Origin of the sequence: Amycolatopsis sp. CA-126428 (assembly GCF_002904335.1) — a bacterium.
In the GTDB taxonomy this organism is placed as follows: Bacteria; Actinomycetota; Actinomycetes; order Mycobacteriales; family Pseudonocardiaceae; genus Amycolatopsis.
This window is the reverse complement of sequence record NZ_PPHF01000149.1, coordinates 21,119-38,028: the sequence shown is the minus strand read 5'-3', so window position 1 is coordinate 38,028 and position 16,910 is coordinate 21,119. Positions and strand designations below refer to the sequence as shown.

Annotated in this window: 11 protein-coding genes; 2 read left to right on the top strand and 9 right to left on the bottom strand. The window is 74.1% G+C overall.

Features of this window, described 5'->3' with window-relative positions:
- Nucleotides 1-8: 8 nt before the first annotated feature.
- Both C2L58_RS36700 and C2L58_RS36695 read left to right on the top strand, forming a co-directional pair.
- Nucleotides 9-5,390: a condensation domain-containing protein gene (locus C2L58_RS36700; RefSeq protein WP_103342241.1), complete on the top strand. Its 5,382-nt coding sequence runs from the start codon at nucleotides 9-11 to the stop codon at nucleotides 5,388-5,390.
- Nucleotides 5,387-6,373, top strand: a complete 987-nt coding sequence (locus C2L58_RS36695) for a 3-oxoacyl-ACP synthase (protein ID WP_103342240.1) — start codon at nucleotides 5,387-5,389, stop codon at nucleotides 6,371-6,373. The genes C2L58_RS36700 and C2L58_RS36695 overlap by 4 nt, the downstream gene beginning before the upstream one ends.
- Before the next feature lie 45 nt (nucleotides 6,374-6,418).
- Here C2L58_RS36695 and C2L58_RS36690 read toward each other — a convergent pair whose 3' ends face one another.
- The 9 genes from C2L58_RS36690 to C2L58_RS36650 all read right to left on the bottom strand — a co-directional run bounded on the left by C2L58_RS36690 (nucleotide 6,419) and on the right by C2L58_RS36650 (nucleotide 16,576).
- Nucleotides 6,419-8,293, bottom strand: a complete 1,875-nt coding sequence (locus C2L58_RS36690) for a Calx-beta domain-containing protein (protein WP_199191629.1) — start codon at nucleotides 8,291-8,293, stop codon at nucleotides 6,419-6,421.
- 318 nt (nucleotides 8,294-8,611) lie between these two features.
- On the bottom strand, nucleotides 8,612-9,859 hold the full coding sequence (locus C2L58_RS36685; protein ID WP_103342238.1) for an NAD(P)/FAD-dependent oxidoreductase: 1,248 nt from the start codon (nucleotides 9,857-9,859) through the stop codon (nucleotides 8,612-8,614).
- Complete coding sequence (locus C2L58_RS36680; protein ID WP_103342237.1) at nucleotides 9,856-11,397, bottom strand: NAD(P)/FAD-dependent oxidoreductase; 1,542 nt, start codon at nucleotides 11,395-11,397, stop codon at nucleotides 9,856-9,858. Before C2L58_RS36680 ends, C2L58_RS36685 begins: the two co-directional genes overlap by 4 nt.
- Nucleotides 11,394-12,125 carry a class I SAM-dependent methyltransferase gene (locus tag C2L58_RS36675; RefSeq protein WP_103342236.1) on the bottom strand — a complete coding sequence of 244 codons (732 nt, stop codon included), beginning with the start codon at nucleotides 12,123-12,125 and terminating at the stop codon, nucleotides 11,394-11,396. Before C2L58_RS36675 ends, C2L58_RS36680 begins: the two co-directional genes overlap by 4 nt.
- Entirely contained in the window at nucleotides 12,122-12,442 is a 321-nt protein-coding gene (locus C2L58_RS36670) for a lycopene cyclase domain-containing protein (protein WP_103342235.1), read from the bottom strand. The genes C2L58_RS36675 and C2L58_RS36670 overlap by 4 nt, the downstream gene beginning before the upstream one ends.
- Entirely contained in the window at nucleotides 12,439-12,780 is a 342-nt protein-coding gene (locus tag C2L58_RS36665) for a lycopene cyclase domain-containing protein (protein WP_103342234.1), read from the bottom strand. Before C2L58_RS36665 ends, C2L58_RS36670 begins: the two co-directional genes overlap by 4 nt.
- A gap of 1 nt (nucleotide 12,781) precedes the next feature.
- Complete coding sequence (locus C2L58_RS36660) at nucleotides 12,782-13,744, bottom strand: phytoene/squalene synthase family protein (RefSeq protein WP_103342233.1); 963 nt, start codon at nucleotides 13,742-13,744, stop codon at nucleotides 12,782-12,784.
- Nucleotides 13,741-15,216 (bottom strand): phytoene desaturase family protein, encoded by a 1,476-nt coding sequence (gene crtI / locus C2L58_RS36655; RefSeq protein ID WP_103342232.1) that lies wholly within the window; start codon nucleotides 15,214-15,216, stop codon nucleotides 13,741-13,743. The genes C2L58_RS36660 and crtI overlap by 4 nt, the downstream gene beginning before the upstream one ends.
- Before the next feature lie 259 nt (nucleotides 15,217-15,475).
- On the bottom strand, nucleotides 15,476-16,576 hold the full coding sequence (locus C2L58_RS36650) for a polyprenyl synthetase family protein (protein WP_103342231.1): 1,101 nt from the start codon (nucleotides 16,574-16,576) through the stop codon (nucleotides 15,476-15,478).
- Nucleotides 16,577-16,910 lie beyond the last annotated feature (334 nt).

The following is a 16,910-nucleotide window of genomic DNA, read 5'->3' as shown; positions in this document are numbered from 1 at the left end:
TCGGAGCGGTGCGCAACGACGACGTGGCGATCATCGGGGTGGCCGCCCTGCTCCCGGGCGCCCACGGGCCGGACGCCGTGCACGACCTGCTCGCCGACGGCCGGGACGTGGTCGGCCAGCCCGCCGCGGAACGGTTGCGGGAGAACGGGTTCGCGGCCGGACCCGGCTACCTGCCGATGGGCTACCTCGACCGGATCGACCGCTTCGACCACCGCTTTTTCGGCGTGCCACCGGCCGAAGCCGCCTGGATGGACCCGCACCAGCGGCTCATCCTGCAGCTGGCCCACGAAGCCCTCGAGAACGCGTGTTACGCACCGCAGGCCCTGCGGGGATCGCGCACCGCGGTCGTCCTCGGGAGTTCGCGCAGTGACTACGAAGACCTCTTCGAAGAGGAGGATCCGCAGCAGATCCTCGGCATCATCGGGGCGGCACTCGCGGCGCGGATCAGCTACCGCCACGACTTCACCGGGCCCGCGCTCGTCCTCGACACCGCGTGCAGCGGCAGCCTGGTCGCGATCGCCCACGCCGTCGCCCTGCTGCGCAGCGGGGCCGCGGAGCTGGCCCTGGCGGGCGGCGTCAGCGTGCGGCCGGTACCGATCCGAATGGCGGGGCACGTCCCGGTCCGTGGCGTCGAGTCGCCCGAGGGCCGGTGCCGCCCGTTCGACGAGAAGGCCACCGGCGCGGTCGGCGGCGAAGGCGGCGGCATCGTCGTGCTCAAGCCGCTGCCCGCCGCGCTCGCCGACGGCGACCACGTGCACGCCGTGCTGAAGGGCATCGCGGTCAACCACAACGGCTACCGGATGGCCAGCATGAGCGCGCCGAGCCGGGCGGCCCAGACCGAGGTGATCACCGCGGCCTGGCGCGACGCCGGCGTCGACCCGGCCACCGTCGGGTACGTCGAGTGCCACGGCTCGGCGACCCCGCTCGGCGACGTCGTCGAGGTCGAGGCCCTGCGCCAGGCGTTCCTCGACGCGGGGGTGACGACTTCGTCCTGCGCGATCGGCTCGATCAAGGGCAACATCGGGCACCTGGACAACGCCGCCGGGGTCGCCGGGCTGGTCAAGGTGCTGCTCAGCGTGCGGCGCGGCGTCCGGTACCCGACCGCGCACTTCGAGACGCCCAACCCGCTCATCGACTTCGGCGGCCCGGTGCGGGTCAACCCGGCCTTCGGCCCGTGGGAGGAAGGCCGCCCGCGGCGCGCGGGCCTGAGCTCGTTCGGGCTCACCGGGACCAACGTGCACGCCATCGTCGAGGAGCCCCCGCCGCCCGCGGTGCCCGCCGAGCCGGCGGAGACGAGCCACCTGGTGACGGTGTCGGCGAAGTCGGCGTCCGCCCTCGCCACCTATCGCGACCGCCTCGCTGCCTTCGCCGGGGAGAGCGGGCACGGCGTGCTCCCCATCGGCCACGCGATGAACCGCGGCCGCGACGACCACCCGTTCCGGCTCGCCGTGGTCGCCGACGAACCCGCCGGCCTCGCTGCGGCGCTGCGGTCGGCCGCCGTCCCGGACGCACCGGCCGCGGACGATCCGCCGGTCGTGCTGCTCTTCTCCGGCGACGGCGGCGTCGAACCCGAGCTCTGGGCGGACCTGTGTGCGGCCTGGCCGGTCCTCGGCGACGACCCGCTGCCCGCCGAGCCGGGCCCCCGGCTGGTCGCCGTGCACCACGCGCTGCACCGGCTGGCCCGGTCGCTGGGCGTCCCCGACACCCACCTCGTCGGTTCGGGCGCCGGCAACCTGTCGGTGCGGATCGCGCGCGGCGAACTGTCCCTCGAGGACGGCCTGGCGGCCGCGGCGGACCGGGCCGTCGGGGCCGCGCTCGACTCGGACCGGCTGGCCGAGGCGGTCCGCGGGTTCGTCCGCGACGGCGCGGTGCTGGTCGAACTGGGCACCGGCGGTGTGCTGTCGCGGACGATGCGCCGCCTGGCCCCCGAGCTCGGCTGCGTCGAGCTGATCGCCGGTGCCGGCCGCCGGGCGGTGCTGCGGCAGCTGGTGTCGCTCTACCGGCTCGGTGTCCGGCTGGACTGGGACCGCCACTACGCCGGTGCCGTCGTGCCGCGGATCGAAGCCCCGGCCTACCCGCTCGAAAGCGTCCGCTGCTGGTGCCGCCGGCCGGGCGCCCCGGCCGTTCGCACCCGCGCTCCGGAACCTCCGCCGGCTCCGGTGTCCGATGTGGACACCGAGCGCCGGGTCGCCGGGATCTGGGCGCGGGCCCTGGGCGAGGACGAGCTCACCGGGACCTCGGACTACTTCGCCCTCGGCGGGACGTCGATCGCGGCGATCACCGCGTTGCGGACCATGGAACGCGACTTCGGTGTCGAGCTGACCTTCGCCGACCTGTACGGCCACCCGACCGTGCGGGCCTTCGCCGCCCGCATCGAAGCCGTGCGGGCCGAGCGCGGCCCGTCCGAAGACCTCCCCGCCATCACGGTCCTGCCGCGCGGCGGCCCGCTGCCGCTGTCGGCGGGCCAGGAACAGCTGTGGTACCTCGACCGGCTGAACCCCGGCAGCGCGCTCTACAACATCCCGCACGACCTCCGGCTGTCCGGCCCCCTCGACGAAGCCGCGCTCGCCGGCGCGGTGGACGACCTGCTCGCCCGGCACGAAGTGCTGCGCACCTGCATCCCCGACGACGACGGCGTGCCGTTCACCCGGCTCGCCGAACCCGGGCCCCGGCTCGTCGTGCACGACCTGAGCACCCGGCCCGAAGCCGAGCGGGAGGCCGCGGCGCACGAGCTGGCCGAGGCGGAAGCCGTCCGCCCGTTCGACCTGGCCACCGGCCCGCTGGTCCGGATCACCCTGGTGCGCCTGGCCGAAGACGACCACGTCCTGCTGTGGACCTACCACCACATCGTCTTCGACGGCTGGTCGCCGACGATCTTCTTCCGCGACTTCACCGAGCTGTACCAGGCACGGCTGGCCGGGCGGGCGCCGGACCTCCCCGGCTTGCCGTTCCAGTTCGCCGATTTCGCGGCCTGGCAGCGGACGCGGCTGACGGGGGAGACCCTCGACCGCGGCCTGCGGTTCTGGCGCACCGCACTGGCCGGGCCACCCACCGCGCAGCTGCCGCTGGACCGGCCGCGCCCGGCGGCCCAGACCTTCGACGGCGACCTCGTGGAGTTCACCGTGGCCGAACCGGCGGCCGAGGCCGCCCGCAAGTTCAGCCGCGAACACGGCGTGACGACGTTCGTCACGATGCTCGCGCTGGTCGACGCCCTGCTGCACCGCTGGGCGGGGTTCACCGACGTCGTCGTCGGCGTGGCCACCTCCGGCCGGACGCACCCGGCGACGCACGACCTCATGGGGTACTTCAACAACCTGCCGCCGTTCCGCACCCGGGTCGAGGGATCGCTGTCGTTCACCGATCTGGTCCGGCGCTGCGCGGACACCGTCGCGCAGGTCCTCGACCACGAGGAGATCCCCCTGGAGAAGATCGTCTCGGCGGTGTGCGGGCCCCGCGAACCCGGCCGCCAGCCGCTGTTCGACGTCGCCTACACCTACCAGAACGTCCCGCAGGACACCGCCGAGCTGGGCGGCCTCGGCTGCTCGCGCTTCTCCGACAGCGGCACGATCGCCGGGATCGCGCCGGGCACCGCGAAGTTCGACCTGACCGTCGGCGTCATCGACCAGCAGGACGGGCCGATGGACGGCTACTTCGAGTACGCGACCGCCCTGTTCGACCGGGAAACGGCCGCCGCGCTCGCCCGCCTGCTGCCCGGCCTGCTCGACGCCGTGCTGCGCGAACCCGGCTGCCCGCTCGACGCACTGCCGGCCGTCGACGGCGAGCCGGTCCCCGCCACCAGCCACCGGGAGCCCGCCATGGCCGCACCTTCCTTCGTGGACCACGACTCGGTCACCCACGCCGAACGGGTCCTCGCCGCGATCTGCGCGGACCTGCTGACCGCCGGTCCGGTCTCGCCGAAGGACAACTTCTTCGACCTGGGCGGCGATTCGGTCCTCGGCGTCCGGGTGGCCGCGCGGGCGGCGAAGGACGGCGTCCACTTCACCCCGCAGCAGCTGCTGCAGTGCCGCACGCTCGGCGAGCTGGCCCGCGCCGCCGTCGTCGACGGCCCGGACCCCGTGCCCTCCGCGGCGCCGGTCGCCGCCGCCACGCCCGAGCCGCTCCAGCTGATCCCGCCCACCCCGATCATGCTCAGTTTCCTGCACCGGATGCCGGACGACGTCGGGGACTTCGTCGACGTGCACACGGTGGAAACCACGCCCGGGATCGGCGCGGCCGCGGTCCGCACGGCGATCGGGCACCTCCTGACCCTGCACGAACCGCTGCGCTACCGGGTGCGGCGCAACGCACTGGGCGCCCGGCTCGAGGTCGCCGACGTCAGCGTGGCGGACGTGTTCGACACCATGGTGCTCCCGCCGCTGACCACCGACGAGGAGCTCGGGATCGTCGCCGACGACTGCCTGGCGATGAAGGCGGAGATGGACCCCGCGCGCGGGCCGCTGTTCCGCGTCCGCCACTACGACCGCGGCCGCGCCCGCGGCGGGCTGCTCGTGTTGCTGGTCAACCATTTCGTCTTCGACAACATGTCCACAGTGGTCGTTCTCGACGACCTGGACGTGCTGCTGGCCGACCTCGCGGCGGGCCGCGCCCCGGCTTCGGCGCCGCGGCCGCCGCGCTGGCGGGAGTGGGCCGAGCACCTGCGGGCGATGGCCGCTTCGGACGACCTCGCGGCGGAACTGACCTACTGGACGGCGACGCTGCGGGCCGGCGCCGCCGCCGGGACGATCGGCGGCTCGCCCGGCGACGGCATCACCGCCCGCACCCTGGACGACCCCGCCGTCGCGACGCTGCTGTCCGCCGGGGGCGCGCGGGGCCGGGAGGCGGCGCTGTGCGCGGTGTCCTGCGGCCTGGCCCGGTGGCAGGACGCGCCGAGCGCGTTCGTGATGACCGAAGGGGAGGCCACCCCCAACCCGTTCCGGCTCGCCGGGCGCGGCCCGTCGGTGGGCTGGTTCACCACGCTGCACCCGCTGGTGCTGCCGGTCGAGCCGGGCACCACGGCCCGGGACTGCCTGCCGGAGATCACCGACCGCGCACGGTCGGTGCCGAACGACGGCGTCGGCTATGGCATGCTGCGCCACCTCTCACCGGACTCGCCGGGCACCGCGCGGCTGCGCGCCCTGCCCGAACCGGAGGTCCTGGTGCTGCACGGGCCGAGCGACACTTCGGCGTTCGACTCCGGCGTCCGGCTCCTGCGGACCCGCTGGGACCTCTCGGTGAACCTCAAGCGCGCGGTCGCGTCCTGGTTCCCGCTGGTCGTCACCAGCGCGGTGCGCGACGGCGCGCTGCGGCTGGCCGTGGCCGGCGGCGCCGGCCAGGAGCGGCTGGACGCGCTCGCCGACGAAATCCTCGGCGCCTTCACCGAACTCAAGTGATCGCGCTCGCCGCGTCGGCCTGGTACCTGCCGGACACCGCGCTCGCCGTCGCCGAGCTGCCGGAGCTGGCCACGCTGTCCGACGTCGAGCGCGCGACCTGCGCCGCACTGGGCGTCGACCGGGTGCCCGCCGACGACACGCTCACCGCGGCCGAGCTGGCCGCCCGCGCGGGCCGGCGGGCGCTGGCCACCGCGGGCCTCGACGCGGATGACGTCGACGTCGTCCTGACGGTGGAGCCGCGGGCCCCGGAGACGCTGGTCAGCTCGGAAGCCACCCGGCTGCAGGCGATGCTCGGCGCCGGGCGGGCGATGGCGTTTTCGGTCGGCGGCCTCGGCTGCGCGTCGCTCACCCCGGCTCTGCTGGCCGCGGGCGGGCTGCTGCGCTCCGATCCGGACCTGGCGAACGTGCTCGTCCTGCACGGGAGCAAGCCCGCGACGCCCGGGCGCTACCGCCACCCCGTCACGGTCAACGGCGACAGCGGTGGCGCGCTTCTGCTGCGCCGTCAGGGAAATCTCCGGATCCGGGACATCCTGCTCGAGACGAACGGCGCCTACGCGGACCTGTTCCGCGTCGAATACCGCGACGAGGAGTTCGCGCGGTGGCGGGAAGAGTGCACCGACCCGGCGGCCTATTCCTTCCGGCTGGCCGTGGAGACCCGCAACCGGCTGCGGGCGCTGGTGACCCGCCTGCTCGGCCGCAACGGCCTGAGCCTCGACGACGTCCCGTGCTGGCTCACCCAGAACCTGTCCACGGCGGCGTTCCGGAACTGGTCGGAGGCCCTCGGCGTGCCGATCGCGAAGGCGTGCTTCGGCAACTTGGCCCGCTGCGGTCACCTCGGGCCCAACGACGTGTTCTTCAACCTGTCGAGCGCCCGGGAAACCGGAGAGTTCGACGGCCGCGCGGTGCTGCTCAACATCAGCCCGGCCGCGGCCTGGAGCGCGCTGCTGGTGACGACCGACGACACGACGGCCCACGAGCTGTGAGCCCCGGGGCGGGCGGCAGCCGCCCGCCCCGGGTGGTTCACCGGATCAGCGCGTGCAGGGATTGCCCGCCGGGTGCGCGGCGGTGCCGTGCACGTCGGCCTGGGACTCCGCCAGCACGATCTTGGCCAGCGGGGTTTCCAGTGCGACGGCCTGCTGCTTCACGACGCCGTTCGCGATGGTCTGGCCGTTCAGCTTCAGCGAGCCGATGACCAGCGCGATGGTCACCGGGGCCGTGCCCACCGTGACCGGGACGCCGTTGATCTTCAGCGACGCGACGCTCGAGCTGCCGGCCAGCGCCGGGGCGAGGCCGCCCGCAGCCGGCTGGCAGGTCGCCGCCGCCTGGGACTGGATCACGCCCAGCTCGATGGTCAGCCCGACCGTGCTGATCACCGTCTTGTCGATCTTGGCCGACGCCTGCGCGTGGTCACCGGCCGCCGGAGCCGCCGACTGGTTGTCGGGGGCCAGGTCGGTCGACGACGTCAGCGCGTGGGTCTGCACCTGGATCAGGCCCGCGTTGAGCGTCGCGTCGAGGACGGTCTTGATGTCGTCGGCGCAGGGCAGGTTCGCCGGGTTCGCCACGGCCGCGGTGATGCCGATGACGTTCGCGGCGGTGCCGGTGCAGGAGAAGACGCCGTCGCGGTCGTCGTCGAGGATCGTGCCGACGCCGGTCGGGTGGACCAGCCCGGCGCCGGAGGGCGCCGACAGGGTGACGGTGAACGTCTCGTCCGGCTCGTCGACGGTGTCCGGGTTGACCAGGACGGTCACCGGCTTGGTCGTCTCGCCGGGTGCGAAGGTCACGTCACCGCTCGCCGCCTGGTAGTCGGCGGGTGCGGTCGCCGTGCCGTTCCCGGTGGCGTAGTGCACCGACACCGGGTTCGGGCTCGCCCCGCCGAGCAGGGACACGGTGAAGGTGGCCGGCACCGGCGCGCCGCCGGAGCCCTCGGTCACCGTGACGTCGTTGATGCTCAAGCCGAGCACCCGCACGGTCGTCGTCTCGACGTACCCGCGTGACACGCCGTCGACCAGGTAGTCGACCGTGCAGTGGTAGGTGCCGGGTGCGGCGTCGGCCTTGGCGGTGACGGTCTCGGTGAACGTGGCGACGTCCCCGCTGGGCACCTTGACGCTCGCCGGGGCGTTGGCGAGCGTCAGCTGCGGATCGCAGGTGGTGACCTTCGGGGTCACCGTGACCTCGATGGACTTGATGCCGGCGAGGATGGCCTGCGACACCTGGTTCGACGGCACGTTGTTCAGCAGCACGCCGCCGGTGGCCGTGGCGATCGCGCTCGCCTGGCCGTCGGCGTCCAGCGCGCCGACGTTGACCGCGACCACCCGGATGTTCGCCGCCTTGAGCGCGTCGATGGTCTGGGCCAGGGTGTGCCCGCCGCTGGGGTCGTGCGACGGCGCGTCGCCGAACCAAGCGATGATGCGGGTGCCGTCCGGGCGGAAGGTGACCGCGCCGGAGGCCAGTTCGTAGAGCGCGTTGAGGTCGGCTTCCGGGAGGTCGCCGCCGCCGGACGCGGCCCACTGGTTGATCCCGGCCTGCACCGCGGCGGTGTTGCCGGTGATGCCCTGGTTGACCTTGAAGGGCACGGAATCGCTGAAGTCCTTGTACTCGGCGACGCCGAACTGGGCGGTCGGCTGCGCGGCGAGCACGTCCCCGGTGATGGCACCGGCGTTGGTGCGGACGTTGGTGATGGCGCCGGCCATGCTGCCGGTGGTGTCGGCGAGCAGGACGAGGTCGGGGTTCGGGGGGACGGCGGAGGTGGTGACGTGCTTGGTCACGCCTGCGCTCTGCCCGGCGGAGAGCGTGAGGTCGACGGTGGCCGGATCGACCCCGGGTGGCGCGGCGGCCGCCACGGCGGCCGGGGTGAGCAAGGCGCTGACCGTGGTCAACGCGACGAACAATGATCTCCGCGACATGGACTTCCTTCCGAAGGCCGGATTACTGCGGGTTGCCTCGGGAAGACGGAGAACGCCGGATTTCGTTAGCAGGACGGGAAGGCGTCACCCGGAGCGCCCTGTGTCAAGGGGCTCAACGGGGCACGGCACCGGATCCGGCCTACGTAAACCACGGGTGCGCTGGGCCGGAACACCGAAGATCGCCGGGTGGTTTTCACTCCATCCAGCGACGAGGACCGGCGAAACCACACGATCGGTGGCGGCCGATCGGCGGGATCCGGACGGTTTTCGCCGTGCGGGAAGCGAATTTCCGCCCGGATGCCGTAGTGCGGGAGGTGCTCAGCGCTCCGCTCGGCCCGGTCGGCCGAGGTCGGCGAGCACCGCCCGGGCCGCCCGGGTCCCCGACGCCAAGGCGCCCTGAAGGGAGCTCGTGTCCCGGTGGTCGCCGCACACGTACCGGCCCTCGCCCAAGCGGACGTCTCGCCGGAGTTCGTGCGGTGGGGGCATCGCCGGGAGCCCGTGGGCGATCTCGTACCGGGCGACCAGCGGCCAGCGCGTCGCGTCCGTGCGGTACACCCGGCCCAGCGCCCGGCGCACCTCGGGTTCGGGCAGCGTCGTCAACGCCGACGCGCTCACCAGCGCCGCCCCCGCCGGGGCGTAGGTGGGGCAGACCTCGCTGACCACGCTGGTGTTGGTGATCGGCCCGCCGCGCGCGTCGATCACGATGACCGGCTCGCGCAACGGCGAGCGCGGCGGCGCGAAGTACCACGTCGTCCCGCTGTTCCACCGCGGCTCCGCGACCCCGGTGAGCCGGGCGGCCGTGGAACCGTCGGCCGCGACGACGACCGCGCGGGCCGTCCACACCTCGCCGCCCGCCGTGCGGACGCGGCCCGGCCGGACCTCCTCGACGGGCGTGCCCAGGTGGACCGCCGACGTCGGCAGCACCCGGGCGAGCCGGCGCGGCAGCTCACCCATGCCCAGCGCCGGCAACGACGGCGCCGACCGCAGGAAACTGCGCCACACCAGCTGGAAGAACCGGGCCGACGTGGTCAGTTCGCGCTCCAGGAACACCCCGGACAGGAACGGCCGGAACACGGTGTCCACCGCCCGCGCCGACACGCCGGCGCGGCGCAGTTCGTCGAGGGTCGTGCGGTCGTCGCGGTCGATGATCGACCGGGCCGGACCGGCGGCGACGCGGGCGGACAGCGTGCCGAGCGCGGCCAGGTCCTTCGCCGACAGGTAACGCCGGGCCGCGATGTCCCGGATCGCCTTGGGCGTGTCGAGCGGGTGGCCGAGCAGCGAGACGCGGTCGTCGTCGGCCACCCGGACCGCGCGCCAGAACCGGCCGAGGCGCAGAGCGTCGACGTCGACCAGCCGCCGGATCGCCGGGTAGGCCGGGTTGATGATCTGGAACCCGCGGTCGAGGCGGAAGCCGTCGACGACGTCGGTGCGCACGCGGCCGCCGACGTCGTCCGAAGCCTCGAGCACCGCGCACGGAACCCCGGCCCGGTGCAGCGTGATGGCGGCGGCCAGCCCGGCGAGCCCGGCGCCGACGATGACGACTTCGTGGTCCGGCACCCCGCTCACCCGCCGAAGTACTTCGTCGCGGCGAGCCGGTTCAGCAGGCCGATGCGGCCGCGGTTGGGCACCGAGCGCAGCGGGTGCCCGGCGAGACCCCAGCCCGCCAGGAGCGTGGTGGCCGCGGCCCAGCCGGTGGTGGCCGCGCGTTCCATCAGCGCGACCGGGAGGTCGATCCGCACGCTGTCGCCGGCCAGCGCCAGTGCCGGGTCGGGGGTACCGACCGTCGGACGGCGGGCGAAGTCGCCCAGCCCGAACAGCGGGCAATCCTCGCGCCACAGGGAAATCGACGCCGTCACCCGCGCGCCGAGCGTCTCGGGGTAGATCGCGTGCAGCCGGTCGTCCACGGCCTTCGCCAGCGTCTCGCGGTCGTCGGTGGTGGCCGCGTACGCGTGCAGCTCCACGACCGAGCCGCCGGTGCGGGCCGCCCACCGCCGTGCCTCGCCCTCGTAGCGGTCGAGCAGGCTGATGTTGTCCAGCGGCGGCACGCTCCCGGTGCCCAGGAAGGGCGGCCGGGTGGCCTCGACGGGCCGGTCGAGCCACAGCCGGCGGACGAGGAACGGCGGTGCCGTGCGCAATCCGGCCACGGCCGCCCGCCACTCCGGCGTGGCGAGGCTCGGTGAAGCGGCGACGATCTCGCGCAGTCCTCGCACGTCGCAGGCGAGCACCACGGCGTCGAACCGCGTGGTGTCCTCCGCCGTGGTGACCGCGAACCCGTCGGACGTGCGATCGAGCGAAGCCACCGCGGTGCCGGTCCGGATGGTCACGCGGCGGTCGCCCAGGTAGCCGGCCAGGGGGTCCCACAGCGCCTGCGGGAACGGCTCGGTGGGCACGTCGAACACGAGACCTTCGCTGGAGCCCAGGAAGTACAGGTGGAACATGGTCGCCAGTTCCGCCGCGGACAGTTTGCGGGGATCGGCGAAGAAGCTGCGCGAGAAGACCTCGAACGCCAGGTGCTTGGCCGCCTCGGGGAAGTTGATCGCGTCGAGGAAGCTCGCGGCGTCGGTGCCGTCGAGCCGGTGGTAGGTCTCCGGGACGCTGACCGTCGCCAGCGGGAGGGCGCCGCGGCCGTTGATGCGCACCAGGTCCTTCCGCGTGAACGTCGGGCTGCGCCAGGCGAACGCCAGCGCGTTCCACGGCGGCGTCCGGGGGAGACCCGCGAAGGTGTCGGTGCGGCCCTGGGCGTCCAGCAGCGGGTAGTCGGCCAGCGGGGTCAGCCGGTCGAGCCGGGGATCGGTGCGCATGAGCAGCGACCGCAGGTTGTAGTACTGGCGGAAGAAGGCGTGGAAGCCCCGGCTCATCGTCACCGGGGTGCCGTCCGGCAGCCGGTCGGCCCAGCCGCCGACCCGCCCGCCGAGGTGGTCGTCGCGCTCGAAGAGCGTCACCGTGACGCCTCGTTCGGCCAGCCCGGTGGCCGCGGTGAGGCCCGCGATGCCGCCGCCGACGACCGCGGCCGTGGGGCGCCGGCCGAGCAGCCCGGCGTCGGCCAGGCCGGGCGGGGCCGGGCGCGTCTCGATCCGGCGGTCGGTGCCGAGGGGGCGGGTCACGGGTGCTCCTGCGGGTTGGTGCCGAGGACGGTGTGGACGATGCCGTCCTGCCAGCCGGGCATCGTGGCGGTGCGGACGTCGGTGAAGCCGGCGTCGGTGAGGCGGCCGGCGAGCGCGGCGATCCCGTCGAATTCCAGGACACTGCGGCGCAGGTGGCGGTAGAGGGTCGCGTCGCCGGTGGTGACCTTCCCGAGCGGGATGATCACGCCCGCGCAGACCGCGTTCCACACCCACCGGGCGCGCCGGGAGTCGCGGACGGAGTACTCGTGGACCGCGATGCGGCCGCCGGGACGCAGCAGCCCGCGCAGCCGCCGCAGCTGCCGCGTCGGTTCCTTGAGGTTGCGCAGCAGGTAGGCCGCGAGGATCGCGTCGAACGGGCCGGAGATGCCGTCGAGGTCTTCGACCGGCGTGTGGACGAAGGTGACGCCGTCGGGCCAGGCCTTCGCCCGGGCCCGCGCGAGCATCTCCCCGGAGGCGTCGAACGCGGTGACCTCGGCGCCGGGCGCGGCGGACACCAGCGCCGCCGTCGACGCGCCGGTGCCGCAGCCGGCGTCCAGCAGCCGCAGGCCCGTCCCGCCCGACGGCAGCTCCAGCCGCCGGGCCGAGAGCCGGAGGTGCTCGTGGTAGCCCGGATTGGCGCCGACCAGCTTGTCGTACCACCGCGCTTCGGTGTCGAAGGCCGACGGCACCGCGCCGCGGGGGAGACCGTCCTTCGCCATCGCGTTCATGCTCGCTCCCGTCGGGGGTCGGCTCGTTCCCACACCAGCAGCACGGCGGTCACGAGCGCGAAGCCGAAGAGGAAGTCTTCGACCGGGATGTCCCAGGGCACCCGCCAGTTCGTGATGTGCTGCGGGGCGTAGCGCACGATCGGGTCGGAAAGCTTGGTCAGCCAGCCGTCCACCGGGATCTGGAACGCGGTCACGATGACGATCGTGATCCAGTAGGCGGGCCGGCGGAACAACCCTGTGCGCAGCAGGAAGAGCTCGGCCAGCACGACCGCTGCCACGGCGGCGACCGCGGGCAGGGTGTAGCCCCACGGGATCACCGGCGGGCCTCCTGCCTGCCGAACCGCCGGAGCACCGCGAGGGTGAGCTGGACGATCTCGTAGGTCAGCACCCCGCAGATCGGGATCACCACGAAGAACAGGATTTCCTCCAGCGGCACGGCGAAGGGGGCGCGGAGGCCGGTGACGTGCTCGGGCGCGTAGTCCCAGACGCCGCCGGCGATGGCCAGCGCGTCCCAGACGAGGAACACCAGCGCGACCGGCAGCACCGCGCGCGCCAGCCGCCGGGGCTGCCGGTAGACCCGCGCACCCGCGATCTCCAGCGGCAGCGTGACCAGGACGCAGGCGGCCAGCACGACCAGGTATTCGGCCTTGCCCACTTCAGCCCACCGCCACCGGGAGCGCCGGCGCCGGGTGGCGCCGCCGGGCCCACTGCGTCCGCGCGACCGCCCCGCACGCCACCGCCAGCCGCTGCCCGCGGGAAACCGCCGCGCGCCCGGCGAAGACGTCGTGGCCGGCGTCCTCGATGCGGTCGAGGATGCCCCCGTACAGCCTCGCCGCCGTGGCCACGCACGGGCGGGAGACCGGATGCAGCATGGCGATGCCCGGCCGGGCTTCGGCGTAGATGTCGCGGGTGACGGCGATCTGGTTGCGGATCGCGGCCCGGACCGGCTGATCGGCCCGTCCCCGGGCGGCGCACCAGTGCAGCCGGGCGCGGTCGACGCCGTGCACGGCCAGCTCGTCGGCCGGCAGGTAGACGCGGCCGCGTTCCAGGTCCTCGGCGACGTCGCGCAGGAAGTTGGTGAGCTGGAAGGCTTTCCCGAGCGCGGCGGCCCTCGGCTCGGCCTCTTCGCGCGGGGCGACGGTGCCGAGCACCGGCAGCACCTGCAGGCCGATCACCTCGGCCGAGCCGTGCACGTACGTGTCGAGCTCCTCCCGGGTGGCGTAGCCGGTGACGGTGAGGTCCATCCGCATCGAGGTGAAGAACGCCTCGAAGTACGCCTTGGCGAGCGTGTACCGGGTCGCCGTGTCGATCACCGCGGTGAGCAGCGGGTCGTCGCTCGCGCCGGCGTCGAGGTCGGCGAGGAAGCGCTTCTCGACCTCCTGCAGCCGGGCGTCGAGGGTTTCGGGCGTGGCGTCGTCCTCCGGTTCGTCGACGATGTCGTCGAGCCAGCGGGCGAAGCCGTAGAGCGCGTGGATCGCCGGCCGCTGCGCCGGGGTCAGCAGCCGCGTCGCGAGGAAGTACGTGCGGCCGTGCCGGGCGTTGAGCCGGCGGCACCACGTGTAGGCCGCGCGCAGCCCGGGCTCGCGGATGCCGGCGGCGTCGAGTTCACGTCGGGTCATCGCGTCCCTCCGGTGATCCGGTCGGCAGCCAGTCTGCCGGAAATGAGCACGGTCGGCACGCCCACGCCGGGCACCGTGGCCCCGCCGGCCAGGACGACGTTGTCCGTCCCGCGGGGGAGGTTCCGCGGCCGGAACGGCCCGGTCTGGCCGAAGGAGTGGGCGTAGCTGAACGGCGTCCCGGCGACCAGGCCCCGGTCCGCCCACTCGGCCGGCCCGATGACGTGCGTGAAGTCCGGGGTGAAGCCGGGGAGCAGCCGGGCCCGGGCCACGTCGAGGACCTCTTCCGCGTAGGCGTCCGTTTCGGCCGCCCAGTCCGCGGGGCCGCGGTCGAGGTTGGGCACCGGGGCGAGCACGGAGTAGAGCTGGCGCCCGGCCGGGGCGAGCCCGGGATCGGTGGCGGTCGGCCGGGTGATCAGCAGCGAGGGATCGCTCATCCGCCGGCCCTGGGTGATGAGCTCGTCGAAGGTCGACCGCCACCCGTGCCCGAAGGAGATGGTGTGGTGCGCGACCGCGGGGTGCGTGGCGGGGCCGCCGGTGTGCACGACGAGCGCGGACGGCGCGGCCCGCAGCGGGACCGGCCGCCGCGGCTGCCGGCCGAGCAGCCGGTAGCTCTCGGGCAGCTCGGTGGTGAGGACGACGGCGTCGCACGGGTAGCGGGCTCCGGAAGCGGTCCGGACCGCGGTGACGCGGGACCCGGCGCGTTCGAGTTCGCCGACGGCGTCGCCGTAGCCGAACTTGACCCCGGCGTCGGCCGCGACGCGGGCGAGCGCCTGCGGCAGGGCCGCGACGCCGCCGGGCGGGAAGTACACCCCGCCGACGGTGTCCATGTACGAGATAACCGCGTACAGGGCCAGCGCCCGCATCGGGGATTCGCCCGCGTAGAGCGCCTGGAAGGTGAAGACCCGCTTCAGCCGCTCGTCGCTCAGGAACCGGCCGACCCGGCCATCGAGCCGCCGGAACCCGCCCAGGGCCACGAGCCGGGCCAGTTCCGGCCGGAGCATGCCGAGCGGGGAGTCGATGTTCGCGTCGATGAACCGGTCGAATTCGGCTTGGTAGAGCCGGGTCAGCCAGTCGCGCAGCCGGGTGTAGCCCGCGGCTTCGGCGGGGCCGGCGAAGTCGCGGACGGCGTCGGCCATCGCGGCCGCGTCGGTGTGCACGGGCAGCGTGCTGCCGTCGGCGAATCGGGCGACGTACGCCGGGTCGAGCCGCGTCAGCGGCAGTTCGGTCCCGAGCTCGGCCCCGACGGCGGCGAAGGTGTCGGAGAGGATCGACGGCATGGTCAGCACGGTGGGGCCGGTGTCGAGCAGGTAGCCGTGCCGTTCGACGCGCCCCGCACGGCCCCCGGGCCCGGGATCGCGCTCGAGGACGGTGACTTCCCGCCCCCGGCCGGCCAGGTGCAGGGCGGCGGCGAGGCCGGCCAGCCCGGCGCCCACGACGACGACCCGGTCGACCGGTCCGGGCACGGTTTTCATCGGTTCCGCTCCGTGGCTGGGAGGGCGGCGGGGATGGTCGCCGCGGGTGCTCGGCCTGTTCGGCTTCGGGTCGGTCGGCTTGTCGTCGGCCGCGCTCCGTGCGGTGGGCGGACAGTGGGCCGCCGGTGTGGTGCGGGGTTGGCGGTTGCGGGGTTCGGCGCGCCCATCATCGCTCCTGCTCCGTGCAGCGGGCCGCGAGTGCGGCGGGCGGGTCGCTGGTGTGGTGTGGGGTTGGCGGTTGCGGGGTTCGGCGCGCCCATCATCGCTCTCGCTCCGTGCAGCGGGCCGCGAGTGCGGCGAGCAGGTCACCGGCGTGCCGGGGGACCACCGCCGGGTCGATCGCCGCCAGTGCCTTGTCGGCGCGTTCGCGGATCAGCTCGCCCATGCGCTCGCGCGCGCCGGTGGCCTCGATGAGCTCCCGCCAGCGCGAAACCGCCTCGTCGTCCACGGTTTCCAGGTCCAGCAGCTCGGCGAACTCGGTCTGCCGGCGCCGGTCGGCCATCGCCGCGGCGAGCACCACCACGCTGGACGCCTTGCGCTCGCGCAGGTCCTGCCCGGCCGGCTTGCCCGTGACGGCCGGGTCGCCGAACACGCCCAGCAGGTCGTCGCGGAGCTGGAACGCCTCGCCCACCAGGCCGCCGAACTCGCCCAGCCCGGCCATCAGCTCCGGGCCGCAGCCGGCGAGCGCCGCCCCGAACTCCAGCGGCCGCCGGACCGTGTAGTTGCCGGACTTGCGGCGCAGGACGTCGAGCAGGGTGTCCCAGCTGGGCAGCGCCCGCGCGTCGTTCACCAGGTCCGCGAGCTGGCCGACGGCCAGCTCGGCCCGCATCGCGTCGTAGTGCGCCCAGCCCCGCGCCAGCTGCTCCGCCGTCAGCCCGCTCTCGCGCAGCATCTGCTCGGACCACACCAGGAACAGGTCGCCGAACAGGATCGCGGCGGACTCGCCGAACCGCGGCGCCGAGCCCGCCCAGCCCTGTTCCTCGTGCCAGCGGGCGAACCGGACGTGCAGCGCGGTGCGGCCGCGGCGCAGCGCCGAGCCGTCCATCACGTCGTCCTGGACGAGGGCGAAGCAGTGCAGCAGCTCCAGCGCGGCGGCCGCGCGGACGGCGGCGTCGGATTCCGGTTGCCCGCACCGCCACCCGACGTAGGCGAATAGCGGGCGGAGGCATTTCCCGCCCGCGACGAACTCCGGAACCGCGGTTTCCGCGAGTGCTCCCTCGCTGCGTCCGGCGAAATGTTCCGTCGCCCGCTCGGTCACGAATTCGTGCGCCGCGGTGAGGCAGCGGCGGCCCAATGCGTCCAGCCGCTCGGCGGGCGCGTCGCCCGCGCGAGCCGCCCCCGTCGTCATGGTCGCGGTCATCCGGCGCCCCTCCCGCTCTCGGCCTATTCGATTCGCAACCGTTTCACATGTGGTGTAGCTTGTCTACTTGAAGCCGGTGAACACCGGGCAACCCCGCCAAATACGCCCGGTGTGCCGAGCGGTCGCCGAGCGTTGCCCGGCGGTATGCATCGGTCCTGAATCGCAAGTGACTTCCCTGGGGCCGGGGCGGCGACGCCACACGCCGACCCGGCGGGCCCGCCGTCCCACCCTCGGTCGCGGGCCCCGCACCCGGCGGCGCCCCGCCCACACCAGGGCGTCGCCGGGTGCTCTTCGTACATTGTCATGCCCATGTTGCATGGATTCAAACGTCGAT

Bases quoted from the DNA above. Each gene is read 5' to 3' on its own strand.
- C2L58_RS36660 (WP_103342233.1), bottom strand. From the start codon at position 13,744: ATGACCCGACGTGAACTCGACGCCGCCGGCATCCGCGAGCCCGGGCTG.
- crtI (WP_103342232.1), bottom strand. From the start codon at position 15,216: ATGAAAACCGTGCCCGGACCGGTCGACCGGGTCGTCGTCGTGGGCGCC.
- C2L58_RS36690 (WP_199191629.1), bottom strand. From the start codon at position 8,293: ATGTCGCGGAGATCATTGTTCGTCGCGTTGACCACGGTCAGCGCCTTG.
- C2L58_RS36650 (WP_103342231.1), bottom strand. From the start codon at position 16,576: ATGACCGCGACCATGACGACGGGGGCGGCTCGCGCGGGCGACGCGCCC.
- C2L58_RS36675 (WP_103342236.1), bottom strand. From the start codon at position 12,125: ATGAACGCGATGGCGAAGGACGGTCTCCCCCGCGGCGCGGTGCCGTCG.